Here is a 12507-nt window from a genome sequence, read left to right on the forward strand (position 1 = left end):
GGTAATTTTTTCATAGCTGTTTCCCTGGAGGATTTTTGCTTCTATGAGGAGAGAAATGTGGTGAATTTCATATCTTTCTCCTTTTGATGATAGTGTTGAAAATAGGGCTGAGGTCAAAGAAAATATTCAGTATACCGGCGCGCTGGTAAATGTGCGCTGAGTTATCTAACGTTAGGAAGAAATAAAATGGCACGAAAGAAAATAGCTCTCATTGGTTCGGGTATGATTGGGGGTACTTTAGCACATATAATTGGGCTTAAAGAACTTGGTGATATTGTCTTATTTGATATTGCAGAAGGCATGCCACAAGGTAAGGCTCTTGATATCGCCGAATCTTCACCAGTTGACGGTTTTGATATCAATCTAAAAGGTGCTAATGCTTATGAGGCAATTGAAGGTGCTGATGTTGTTATTGTAACAGCAGGAGTTGCGCGAAAGCCTGGTATGAGCCGTGATGACCTTTTGGGCATTAATTTAAAAGTGATGGAACAAGTTGGTGCTGGGATTAAAAAATACGCATCTTCAGCATTCGTTATTTGTATTACGAACCCTCTTGATGCAATGGTGTGGGCATTGCAGAAATTTTCAGGTCTTCCGACAAAAAAAGTGGTTGGTATGGCTGGTGTTCTTGATTCGGCACGTTTTCGTCATTTTTTATCTGAGGAATTTAAGGTTTCTGTTAAAGATGTGACAGCGTTTGTTTTAGGAGGGCACGGTGATTCAATGGTGCCTTTGGTGCGTTATTCAACGGTTGGAGGTATTTCTTTGCCTGATCTTGTAAAAATGGGTTGGACGACCCAGGAAAAGATAGATCAAATTATTCAGCGTACCCGTGATGGTGGTGCAGAAATTGTCAGCTTGTTGAAAACAGGCTCTGCTTTTTATGCACCAGCGGCTTCTGCAGTTTCCATGGCTGAAGCCTATTTGAAGGATACTAAGCGTGTTGTTCCTGTTGCAGCCTATCTTTCAGGTGAATATGGGGTTAAAGATACCTATGTTGGTGTTCCCGTTGTACTTGGTGCTGGCGGCGTTGAGCGGGTCATTGAAATCGATCTTGATAAAGAAGAAAAAGATGCTTTTGAGAAATCAGTGAATGCGGTGCAAAAACTTTGTGAAGCTTGTGTCGCTATTGTGCCTAGTCTCAAATAAAGAGCGCTAGATTCTGTTCATTAAAACGAAGTATTTAAAATGTTATGAGGACTTGAGGATCAATTAAGTGATCCATAAAAGAAAGAAAAGGACAAATGCATGAATATCCATGAATATCAGGCCAAACGTCTGCTTCATGAATATGGGGCACCAATTGCAAATGGTGTTGCCGTTTATTCTGTAGAGCAAGCTGAAAAATGGGCGAAAAAATTGCCTGGACCACTTTATGTGGTTAAAAGTCAGATTCACGCTGGTGGTCGTGGTAAAGGGAAGTTTAAAGAACTTGGTCCTGATTCAAAGGGAGGGGTTCGGCTTGCAAAATCCATTGAAGAAGTTGTCGCTAATGTACAAGAAATGCTTGGTAAAACTTTGGTAACCAAACAAACTGGTCCAGAGGGTAAGCAGGTCAATCGTCTTTATATTGAAGATGGTGCTGATATCGAGCGAGAGCTTTATCTTTCACTTTTGGTTGATCGTACGGTTGGTCAAGTGGCTTTTGTTGTTTCAACGGAAGGGGGAATGGATATTGAAACGGTTGCCGAAGAAACGCCAGAAAAAATATTAACTTTGCCCATTGATCCTGCGCAAGGTGTTACTTCTGCAGATTGTATAAGGCTTTGTGACGCATTGGAATTGCAAGATAACGCACGGGAAGATGGTGAAAAGCTTTTTCCAATTCTCTATAAAGCCTTTTGTGAAAAAGATATGAGTCTTCTTGAAATCAATCCCCTTATTGTGATGAAAAATGGTCATTTGCGGGTTCTTGATGCAAAAGTTTCTTTTGATAATAATGCTTTGTTTCGTCATCCAGATATTTTAGAATTACGCGATCTTTCAGAAGAAGATCCAAAAGAGATCGAAGCATCAAAACATGATCTTGCTTATGTTGCTCTTGAAGGTACGATTGGTTGCATGGTAAATGGTGCAGGTCTCGCTATGGCAACAATGGATATTATCAAACTCTATGGAGCTGAGCCTGCAAATTTTCTTGATGTTGGGGGTGGTGCTTCAAAAGAAAAAGTAACGGCTGCTTTTAAAATTATCACTGCTGATCCGAATGTTAAAGGCATTTTGGTTAATATTTTTGGTGGCATTATGCGTTGCGATATCATTGCTGAAGGTGTTGTCGCTGCTGTTAAAGAAGTGGGTTTAAAAGTTCCTTTGGTTGTTCGCCTTGAAGGTACGAATGTTGAACAGGGTAAAGCAATTATCAGTAACAGTGGTTTAAATGTTATTTCTGCTGATGATTTAGATGATGCTGCTCAGAAAATCATTGCAGCGGTGAAAGGAGCTTAAGCCATGTCAATTCTTATTCATCAAGATACAAAAGTTTTGGTTCAAGGGCTTACAGGGAAAACCGGAACTTTTCATACAGAACAAGCATTGGCTTATCATGGTACGGAAATGGTTGGTGGCATTCATCCCAAAAAAGGGGGTGAAGTATGGGAAGGATCAAAAGGCGAATCTCTCCCTATTTTTTCCAGTGTTGCTGAGGCAAAAGAAAAGACAGGGGCTGATGCTTCTGTTATCTATGTTCCTCCCGCAGGAGCTGCAGATGCCATTATAGAAGCTATTGAAGCGGAAATCGGTTTAATTGTCTGTATTACAGAAGGTATACCGGTTATGGATATGGTTAAGGTTAAGAATAAATTAGAGCAATCGAAGTCGCGTCTCATTGGTCCTAATTGTCCCGGTATTCTCACACCTCATGAATGTAAGATTGGTATTATGCCCGGTTCTATTTTTAGAAAAGGATCTGTTGGGGTTGTTTCTCGGTCTGGAACCTTAACTTATGAAGCTGTGTTTCAAACAAGTCAGGAGGGTTTGGGGCAGACAACCGCTATTGGTATTGGTGGCGATCCTGTTAAGGGTACCGAATTTATTGATGTGTTGGAAATGTTTTTGGCTGATGATGAAACCGAGTCTATTGTCATGATTGGTGAAATTGGAGGTTCCGCTGAAGAAGAAGCAGCACAATTTCTTAAAGATGAAGCAAAAAGAGGCCGCAAAAAGCCAATGGCTGGTTTTATTGCTGGTCGTACAGCACCTCCGGGGCGTACAATGGGTCATGCTGGTGCCGTTATTTCTGGTGGTAAAGGTGGGGCAGAAGATAAAATTGCTGCAATGGAAGCAGCAGGGATTCGCGTCTCTCCTTCGCCATCACAAATAGGTAAAACCTTGATATCCGTTTTGAAGGGATAAGAGGAAACTTTATCTGAATAAGGGGCGTATCCTTATTCAGGTTTAGGTAAAACATTGAGTCTAAAAAATAAAAACTTTTTTGCAATTTTCCGACCTTCATTTGCTTTCTAAGCTCTTAAAAGTCGAGAGGATATATAAGGAGACGGAATAAATGTTCCGGAGAAATATATGGCAAAGCAGGACGAGATAAATAGTCTTTTTGCACAAACGTCATTTCTGTATGGTGGAAATGCGGATTATATAGATCAACTTTATGCCGAATATGAAAAGAATCCTACGAGTGTAGATTCACAGTGGCGTGCCTTTTTTGAAACCCTTCAAGATAACAAAGAAGATGTTCTCAAAAATGCTAAAGGTGCAACGTGGCAACGTGAGCACTGGCCATTAAAGGCAAATGGAGAATTGGTTTCTGCGCTCGATGGCGATTGGTCTGTTCTTGAAAAACACCTTGGTGATAAGATAAAGGAAAAAATAGTTACCCGTGCTGCGCAAGAGGGAAAGGTTTCTAGCGAACAAGATATTATTCAGGCAACGCGTGATTCTGTTCATGCGCTCATGATGATTCGCGCTTTTCGAGCACGTGGGCACCTCCGTGCACGACTCGATCCTCTTCAGTTGGCAGAAAAGCTGGAAGATTACAAAGAACTTTCTCCGGAAGCTTACGGCTTTACCTCTGCTGATTATGAGCGTCCAATTTTTATTGATAATGTTTTAGGATTGGAATACGCAACTATTCCCCAGATGCTTGAGATTCTTAATCGCACCTATTGTTCAACAATTGGTGTGGAGTATATGCATATTTCTGATCCTGCTCAAAAAGCATGGCTTCAAGAGCGTATTGAAGGACCAGATAATCGAATTTCTTTCACAGTAAAAAGTAAGAAAGCTATCCTTAACAAGCTTATTGAAGCGGAAGGATTTGAACAGTTTTTAGATACAAAATATAAAGGAACAAAACGTTTCGGCATTGATGGTGGTGAAGCTCTGATTCCTGCTCTTGAACAGATTATGAGATGTGGTAGTGTTTTGGGAGTACAGGAAGTTGTTTTAGGAATGGCACATCGTGGTCGTTTAAATGTTCTTTCGCAAGTTCTTGCTAAGCCACATCGGGCTATTTTTCATGAATTCAAAGGGGGGTCTTATAAGCCTGATGATGTAGAGGGATCCGGTGATGTAAAATATCATTTGGGAACTTCAGCTGATCTTGAATTTGATGGTAAAAAGCTTCATTTATCGCTCTTAGCCAATCCATCTCACCTTGAAATTGTTGATCCGGTTGTTATCGGGAAGGCGCGTGCTAAACAAGATCAGCTTGTAGGACCAACACGCACTGAAATGATCTCATTAAGCGAGCGTTCAAAAGTCTTACCCCTGCTCATTCATGGTGATGCTGCTTTTGCAGGACAAGGAGTTATTCAAGAAACTTTTGGTCTTTCGGGTCTAAAAGGTTACCGAGTTGCGGGTTCAATTCATGTCATTATCAATAATCAGATTGGATTTACAACTGATCCGCGCTTTTCACGTTCTTCGCCTTATCCATCTGATGTGGCAAAAATGATCGATGCGCCCATTTTTCATGTGAATGGTGATGATCCTGAAGCCGTTGTTTTTGTTGCAAAAGTAGCAACAGAATTCCGACAAATTTTCCATAAACCAGTGGTAATTGATATGTTTTGCTATCGCCGTTATGGACATAATGAAGGCGATGAGCCTTCTTTTACACAGCCGCTTATGTATAAGGCTATCCGTAACCACAAAACGACCCTGCAGCTTTATGGTGACCAGTTGGTAGCAGAAGGAGTGATTTCTTTAGAAGAGATTGAGCAGCAAAAAAAACTGTGGCGTGATAAGCTTGAAGCTGAGTTTGAAGTGAGTACTTCTTATAAACCCAATAAGGCTGATTGGCTTGATGGAAGCTGGACAGGTCTCAAAGTTGCCAGTAATGCTGATGAACAACGTTCTGGAACCACAGGTGTTGAACTAAAAACTTTAAAGGAAATCGGCCAAAAGCTTGTTGAAATTCCATCAGATTTTCATGTTCATAAAACCATTCAGCGGTTTTTGAACAACCGTGCTAAAATGTTTGAAACCGGTGAAGGAATTGATTGGGCAACAGCTGAAGCTTTAGCTTTTGGTTCACTCTGCTTAGAAGGGTCACCAATTCGCCTTTCTGGTGAAGATGTTGAACGTGGAACCTTTTCGCAACGTCATTCGGTTCTTTATGATCAAGAGAATGAATCTCGTTATATTCCTTTGAATCATTTGCAGAAGGGGCAAGCACTTTATGAAGTTGTTAATTCTATGCTTTCTGAAGAAGCCGTTCTTGGTTTTGAATATGGGTATTCGCTTGCTGAACCACGCGGTTTGACGCTTTGGGAAGCACAGTTTGGTGATTTCTCCAATGGTGCACAGGTCATTTTTGACCAATTTATTTCTTCTGCAGAGCGTAAATGGCTTCGTATGTCTGGTCTTGTGTGCTTGTTGCCTCATGGTTTTGAGGGGCAAGGACCGGAACATTCTTCGGCACGTTTAGAACGTTTCCTTCAACTTTGTGCGGAAGATAATATGCAAGTTGCTAATTGTACAACACCTGCAAATTATTTTCATATTTTGCGTCGACAGATTAAACGTGATTTTCGTAAGCCTTTAATTTTAATGACGCCAAAATCACTTTTACGCCACAAACGGGCTGTTTCTTTCCTTAATGAAATGGGACCAGAGACACGATTTCATCGTTTGTTGCTTGATGATGCTGAATCTCTCAAAAATTCTCTGATTAAATTGCAAAAAGATAGCAAAATTCGCCGAATTATTCTTTGTACAGGTAAAGTTTATTATGATCTTTATGAAGAGCGCGAAAAGAGGGGAATTGATGATGTTTATTTATTGCGCGTTGAACAGCTTTATCCTTTTCCTGCAAAAGCTTTGATAGACGTGTTGTCTCGCTTTTTACAGGCAGAGGTTATTTGGTGCCAAGAAGAGCCCAAAAATATGGGAGCTTGGTCGTTTATTGAACCTTATTTGGAATGGGTTTTAACTCACATTAATGCCCAATATTCACGTGCACGTTATGCTGGGCGTCCTGCGAGTGCATCACCTGCCACTGGGTTGATGGTGAAACATCTTGAACAACTTTCCGCGTTTCTTGAAGACGCGTTAGGTGCTTAACTTAATTACTCTGATGTATGGAAAAATATTATGACTACTGAAATCCGTGTTCCTACTTTGGGCGAATCAGTTACCGAGGCGACAGTTGGTAAATGGTTTAAAAAGCTTGGTGAAGCTGTGGCTGTAGATGAACCCTTGGTTGAGTTAGAAACTGATAAGGTAACAGTTGAGGTTCCTTCGCCTGTTTCGGGAAAATTATCTGAAATTATTGCAAAGGAAGGCGATACGGTTGAAGTGAAAGCCCTGTTAGGTGTGGTTGAAGATGGAGCAGCTGGTGTTTCCCAATCATTTTCACCTTCGGTTACACCTGTTGCAGAGACGTCATCTGGATTGGAGCAGTCTTCTTCGAGTATTACCATGCCTCCTGCTCCTTCTGCTGCGAAATTGATGGCTGAAAATAATATTGCAAAAAGCGATATTTCAGGTTCTGGAAAACGTGGACAAATTCTCAAAGAAGATGTTCTTGATGTCTTAGCACAAGGAACAAAAGCACCACCTCCTGTTGCTCCTGCATCCAGTTTTTCGGCTGCTTCCGTACAGGAAACGCGTGAGGAGCGGGTTCGTATGACGAAATTGCGTCAAACAATTGCTCGTCGCCTTAAAGATGCACAGAATACAGCGGCAATGTTAACCACATTTAATGAGGTTGATATGTCCGCGGTAATGGATTTGCGCAAGCGTTATAAGGACCTTTTTGAAAAGAAACATGGTGTTAAACTTGGTTTTATGGGATTTTTTACCAAGGCTGTTTGCCATGCCTTAAAAGAACTTCCTGCCGTTAATGCAGAAATTGATGGAACAGATATTGTTTACAAAAACTATGTCAATGCCGGAATAGCTGTTGGAACGGATAAAGGGCTAGTCGTTCCAGTGGTTCGTGATGCAGATCAGATGTCACTTGCAGAGATTGAAAAGGAAATTGGCCGTCTAGGTCGTCTCGCTCGTGATGGAAAATTAACTGTTTCTGATATGCTAGGTGGGACTTTTACCATTACCAATGGGGGTGTTTATGGCTCGTTAATGTCGACACCGATTTTGAATGCACCACAGTCTGGTATCTTGGGAATGCACGCGATTAAAGAACGAGCAGTGGTTGTTGGGGGGCAAATTGTGATTCGCCCTATGATGTATTTAGCGCTTTCTTACGATCACCGTATTGTCGATGGGCAAGAGGCTGTGACTTTCCTTGTACGTGTTAAGGAAAGTTTGGAAGATCCGGAACGTCTTGTTCTTGACTTGTAAAAGTGCAGTTTTCAGGATGAAAGGAAAAACGGATGTCTTATGATGTGGTGGTGATCGGAGCTGGTCCTGGCGGATATGTAGCAGCAATCAAAGCAGCGCAGTTAGGGCTTAAAACAGCGATTGTTGAAAAGCGTACGACATTAGGTGGCACATGTCTCAATGTTGGTTGCATTCCTTCTAAAGCATTATTGCATGCTTCAGAAGTGTTTGCTGAAACACAACATGGTTTTGAAACACTCGGTATTTCTATTTCAAAATCTAAGCTTAATCTTGAGCAAATGATGGCGCATAAGAAAGCTGTTGTAACAGCAAATACAAGTGGTGTTTCTTTTTTGATGAAAAAGAATAAAGTTGATACTTTTTTTGGTACAGCCAAAATTTTAGGTGCAGGTCAAATTGAAGTTGTTGCCAGAGATGGTAACAAACAAACGATTGCAACAAAGAATATTATTATTGCTACTGGTTCAGAGAGTTCCGGCATTCCGGGTGTGAATGTTGCAATTGATGAAAAAATAATTGTATCTTCTACCGGAGCGCTTGCGCTTGAGAAAGTGCCAACGCGCATGGTTGTGGTTGGCGCTGGTGTCATTGGTTCAGAGCTTGGTTCCGTTTGGAGCCGCTTAGGTGCTAAAGTTACCATTATTGAGTATCTTAATAAAGTTTTGGGATCAATGGATGGTGAAGTTTCACGGCAATTTCAAAAATTAATGGAAAAACAGGGAATAGAATATAAGACGGGTACAAAAGTAACAGCTATTACGCAATCTGGCTCAACCGCTCAGGTGACTTTTGAAGCCGTTAAAGGTGGTGAATCTGAAACTTTAGAGGCTGATGTTGTGCTCATTGCTACGGGACGCTTTCCATACACAGAGGGTCTTGGATTGGAAGAGGCTGGTGTTCAGTTGGATGAACGTGGCTTTATTGCGATTGATGCGCATTGGCAGACTAATATTCCAGGAATTTATGCAATTGGTGATGTCGTTAAAGGACCAATGTTAGCGCATAAGGCAGAGGAAGAAGGCGTTGCTGTGGCCGAAATTTTGGCAGGTCAAAAAGGACATGTTAATTTTGATGTTATTCCTAGTGTTGTTTATACACAGCCGGAAATTGCTAGTGTAGGCAAGACAGAAGAAGAACTGAAAGCTGCTGGAATTGATTATAACGTTGGAAAGTTTCCTTTCATGGCTAATGGTCGTGCACGCGCGATGCAAAAAAGTGATGGGTTTGTTAAAATTCTTGCCGATAAAAGGACAGATCGGGTTTTGGGTGGGCATATTCTTGGGTTTGGTGCTGGTGAAATGATTCATGAAATTGCAGTTTTAATGGAATTTGGTGGTTCATCAGAAGATCTGGGGCGTTGTTGTCATGCGCATCCTACTTTATCAGAAGCAGTGCGGGAAGCAGCTCTAGCGACGTTTGCAAAACCGCTTCATATCTAGGGAAGCTTTGTAGTTTTGAAGAAGTTCCCTAATGCTTCTTCAAAAAGCATCAGGAAGGCATTTTATTTTTGCTGCTTGATGGATTTGGGTATTAAAAAAATCGCCTTTTTAAAAGGCGATTTTCTTGTATCTTTTGTTGCATATAAAATGAATTAAAACTGTAATTTTTTCTCTTCTTTTTGCTCTTTTATGCAGGTGGAAAGCCCCATATGATCGAGATGTTTGAGGAAAGGATGCGGTGGTAATTCTTCTACGTTTACCATGGTTTTAACATCCCATTCGCCTGTGGCAATGAGAATGGCAGCAGCAGCTGCTGGTACACCGGCTGTATAGGAAATACCTTGTGCACCGGTTTCATTAAAAGCTTGTTTATGATCAGCTATATTATAGATAAAAATTTCTCTTGGTTTTCCGTCTTTTTTCCCTTTAATAAGGTCTCCAATACAGGTCTTTCCTGTATAATTTGGCGCTAAAGAGGCAGGATTAGGTAAGACAGCTTTTACGACTTTTAACGGAACAACTTCTTGGCCTTCTGCTGTTTTAATAGGTTGTTCAGATAGGAGTCCGAGATTTTTCAAAACAGTGAAAACGGTGATATAACGTTCACCAAATCCCATCCAAAATCGGATATTTTGAACATCAAGATTTTTGGATAATGAATGGATTTCATCGTGTCCTGTCATGTAGGCTTTTTGTTTCCCAACAACGGGAAGGTCCCATTCATGACTGATTTCAAACATTTGATTGGAAGTCCATTGTTTATTTTGCCATGACCATACTTGTCCCGTAAATTCTCGAAAGTTAATTTCTGGATCAAAATTTGTGGCAAACCAACGCCCGTGATTTCCAGCGTTAATATCAATAATATCAATATCGGTGATCGTGTCAAAATAATCATCACGCGCTAATGCCGCGTAAGCATTAACAACACCGGGGTCAAATCCTGCTCCTAAAATGGCAGTTATACCAGCTTTTTCACATTCTTGACGTCGAGGCCATTCATAATTTCCGTACCATGGAGGTGTTTCACAAATTTTCAATGGATCTTCATGAATTGCGGTATCAATGTAAGCACATTTGGTTTCGATACAAGCTGAGAGAACAGACATATTAAGAAAAGAGGAACCAACATTGATAACAATTTCGCATTTGGTTTTTTGGATGAGCTGTACAGTTTCTGCAACATCCATTGCATTGAGTGTATGGCTTTTAAGAATGCCTTCTACTTTCATTGCTTTTTTATCTTTAATTGATGCACTAATTGCTTCACATTTTTTGAGTGTCCGTGAAGCAATATGAATATCACCAAGAATATCATTGTTTTGGGCGCATTTATGCGCAACAACTTGTGCAACACCTCCAGCACCAATAATGAGAACATTTTTCTTCATTTGGGGGGTTATCTCCTTATTAATATTGCCGCATGATGGTTTTTTTGTATGTCATTTGAGTTATGAAAGACTTTTTTGATAATCATTATAGCTGAATTGGCGTTGAATTGTTAGAGCTCCACTACATTCTTTAATGACAATGGCAGGCATGGCAACGCCGTTAAACCAGTTCTTTTTGACCATTGTATAGCCCGCAGCGTCTTGAAAGGATAATCTATCACCTATTTTAAGGGGGGCAGGGAACCGAAATGTTCCAAAAATATCACCAGCAAGACAAGATTTTCCGCAAACCATAATTTCATGGGGGCCTTTATTGGGTTCTAATTTGGCATTTTCCCGATAAATTAAAAGATCAAGCATATGCGCTTCGATTGAGCTATCAACAATGGCGAGGTTTTTTTCATTATACAAGGTATCAAGCACACTCACTTCTAGTGTCGTGCTTCTGGTGATGGCAGCTTCTCCTGGTTCTAGAAAAATGGTGACACCGTAGGTTTGAGAAAAATTTTTTAAGCGTTTTGCAAGAGCTTCTAGAGGATAATTTTCAGCAGTAAAATGAATACCGCCGCCAAGGCTTATCCAGTCAACCGCAGCAAAGAGTTCTGCAAATTTTTCTTCCATATGACTAAGCATGCGGTCGAAAAGATTGAAATCAGCATTTTCACAATTATTATGGATCATCAAACCATTGATGAGAGGTAAAATTTCTTTAATAGCGCTTTGATTGATTTCACCTAAACGACTAAAAGGACGAGAGGGATTTGCAAGATCAAAATTTGATGCGCTGATTCCTGGATTTAATCTTAAACCCCGTTGAATGGTTTTGGTGGCGCTGGCAAAACGTTGAAGCTGTTGGATTGAATTAAAAATGATTTTATCTGCATAGCTACAGGCTTCATCAATTTCATTGTCCGCCCAAGCAACTGAATAGGCATGGGTCTCTTTGCCAAATTTTTCTCTTCCTAAACGCAATTCATACAGAGATGATGATGTCGTTCCATCCATATACTCAGACATTAAGTCAAAAAGACTCCATGTAGCAAAACATTTCAAAGCCAATAAAATTTTTGCTCCCGACATTTCTCGTAAGCGCGTGATGATTTCCATATTCCTTATGAGTTTAGATTTATCGATAAGATAATAGGGAGTTCTAATCATTTTTTATCCATTCTTTTTGAAGGATCTTATTCTTGAGATCAACGTTTAGTACATGGAGTAACAGAATGTCTCAAGTGAAAAAGAATTGTAGAAGAGAATCTGCTTTCGTTTCGTGATGGAGACATCGTCTGTGATCCAATTTTGGTTCAGTTGTTGTGAGATTTGTATTATGCCCATGATAAAGAGTTTGTATTATGCTTTGATTATTGCGTTCATCGGAAGTGTTTTTATAATAGTAACCAATATCACTGGTTCTGCGCAAAAAAATAGTACTGAAGTTAAGGTATCTCACCAATCTTCCGTCCAAGAGGATTTGGTCCCTTTGGTTATTACAGGACGTAGGGAGCTTAATGGTTTTAAAGGTTATCGTCATTATCGGCGTGGTTATCGTAAATATAGTGATAATTGGTGGTATCCTGAAGGGGCTTTCGTTGCATTTTCGCGTTTAGACGCAAAATATATGCCATTAAAAGCAGTTTCAGCTTCTTTACAGAAAAAAGAGCCATGGATGCTCAAACAACATATTGATTCTTGTCATGCACGTTATCGTTCTTACAATAAAAATGATAATAGTTATCAGCCTTATTATGGACCTCGTAAACAGTGTCTTTCTCGCTTTTTTAAGGGATAGAAAATGTTAAAAAGGAAAAATCTTTAAGGCACTTTGTGTGTTGAGCAGTCTTTCATGCGATCATTGTTTTTATTTTGTAAAAATTTTAAATGCTTTTAAGTTTTATTAAATTTTGTTGTTATAAGTG

At 40.2% G+C, this 12507-nt stretch carries 9 protein-coding genes; 7 read left to right on the forward strand and 2 right to left on the reverse strand.

All coding sequences use genetic code 11. The features are described 5' to 3' along the window. Positions 1-186: 186 nt before the first annotated feature. From mdh to lpdA, 6 genes are all read left to right on the forward strand, one after another. A complete protein-coding gene (gene mdh, locus QHG54_RS06070) occupies positions 187-1149 on the forward strand; it encodes a malate dehydrogenase (RefSeq protein WP_317992479.1) in 963 nt (320 codons plus the stop codon). A 99-nt stretch (positions 1150-1248) separates the two neighbouring features. Then, complete coding sequence (gene sucC / locus QHG54_RS06075; protein ID WP_317992478.1) at positions 1249-2445, forward strand: ADP-forming succinate--CoA ligase subunit beta; 1197 nt, start codon at positions 1249-1251, stop codon at positions 2443-2445. A gap of 3 nt (positions 2446-2448) precedes the next feature. After that, complete coding sequence (gene sucD, locus QHG54_RS06080; RefSeq protein ID WP_406604025.1) at positions 2449-3351, forward strand: succinate--CoA ligase subunit alpha; 903 nt, start codon at positions 2449-2451, stop codon at positions 3349-3351. Positions 3352-3519: 168 nt separating this feature from the next. After that, positions 3520-6519, forward strand: coding sequence for a 2-oxoglutarate dehydrogenase E1 component (locus QHG54_RS06085; protein WP_317992476.1), 3000 nt, complete (start codon positions 3520-3522; stop codon positions 6517-6519). Between the two features lie 30 nt (positions 6520-6549). Next, a complete protein-coding gene (gene odhB, locus QHG54_RS06090; protein ID WP_317992475.1) occupies positions 6550-7761 on the forward strand; it encodes a 2-oxoglutarate dehydrogenase complex dihydrolipoyllysine-residue succinyltransferase in 1212 nt (403 codons plus the stop codon). A 32-nt stretch (positions 7762-7793) separates the two neighbouring features. After that, positions 7794-9200: a dihydrolipoyl dehydrogenase gene (gene lpdA, locus QHG54_RS06095; protein ID WP_317992474.1), complete on the forward strand. Its 1407-nt coding sequence runs from the start codon at positions 7794-7796 to the stop codon at positions 9198-9200. A gap of 152 nt (positions 9201-9352) precedes the next feature. On the opposite strand, the gene QHG54_RS06100 is transcribed toward lpdA, so the two are convergent. Both QHG54_RS06100 and QHG54_RS06105 read right to left on the reverse strand, forming a co-directional pair. After that, positions 9353-10591, reverse strand: coding sequence for a saccharopine dehydrogenase NADP-binding domain-containing protein (locus QHG54_RS06100; RefSeq protein WP_406604026.1), 1239 nt, complete (start codon positions 10589-10591; stop codon positions 9353-9355). 60 nt (positions 10592-10651) lie between these two features. Then, positions 10652-11749, reverse strand: a complete 1098-nt coding sequence (locus QHG54_RS06105; protein WP_406604027.1) for a carboxynorspermidine decarboxylase — start codon at positions 11747-11749, stop codon at positions 10652-10654. Positions 11750-11918: 169 nt separating this feature from the next. On the opposite strand from QHG54_RS06105, the gene QHG54_RS06110 reads away from it, so the two are divergent. Further along, positions 11919-12380 carry a BA14K family protein gene (locus QHG54_RS06110; RefSeq protein ID WP_317992568.1) on the forward strand — a complete coding sequence of 154 codons (462 nt, stop codon included), beginning with the start codon at positions 11919-11921 and terminating at the stop codon, positions 12378-12380. Positions 12381-12507: the final 127 nt, after the last annotated feature.

This window comes from Bartonella gliris (genome assembly GCF_045277155.1).
In the GTDB taxonomy this organism is placed as follows: Bacteria; Pseudomonadota; Alphaproteobacteria; order Rhizobiales; family Rhizobiaceae; genus Bartonella; species Bartonella gliris.

What these genes read in the sequence shown, in the direction of transcription:
- mdh (WP_317992479.1), top strand. Translation starts at nt 187, where the DNA reads ATGGCACGAAAGAAAATAGCTCTCATTGGTTCGGGTATGATTGGGGGT.
- sucC (WP_317992478.1), top strand. Translation starts at nt 1,249, where the DNA reads ATGAATATCCATGAATATCAGGCCAAACGTCTGCTTCATGAATATGGG.
- sucD (WP_406604025.1), top strand. Translation starts at nt 2,449, where the DNA reads ATGTCAATTCTTATTCATCAAGATACAAAAGTTTTGGTTCAAGGGCTT.
- QHG54_RS06085 (WP_317992476.1), top strand. Translation starts at nt 3,520, where the DNA reads ATGGCAAAGCAGGACGAGATAAATAGTCTTTTTGCACAAACGTCATTT.
- odhB (WP_317992475.1), top strand. Translation starts at nt 6,550, where the DNA reads ATGACTACTGAAATCCGTGTTCCTACTTTGGGCGAATCAGTTACCGAG.
- lpdA (WP_317992474.1), top strand. Translation starts at nt 7,794, where the DNA reads ATGTCTTATGATGTGGTGGTGATCGGAGCTGGTCCTGGCGGATATGTA.
- QHG54_RS06100 (WP_406604026.1), bottom strand. Translation starts at nt 10,591, where the DNA reads ATGAAGAAAAATGTTCTCATTATTGGTGCTGGAGGTGTTGCACAAGTT.
- QHG54_RS06105 (WP_406604027.1), bottom strand. Translation starts at nt 11,749, where the DNA reads ATGATTAGAACTCCCTATTATCTTATCGATAAATCTAAACTCATAAGG.
- QHG54_RS06110 (WP_317992568.1), top strand. Translation starts at nt 11,919, where the DNA reads ATGCCCATGATAAAGAGTTTGTATTATGCTTTGATTATTGCGTTCATC.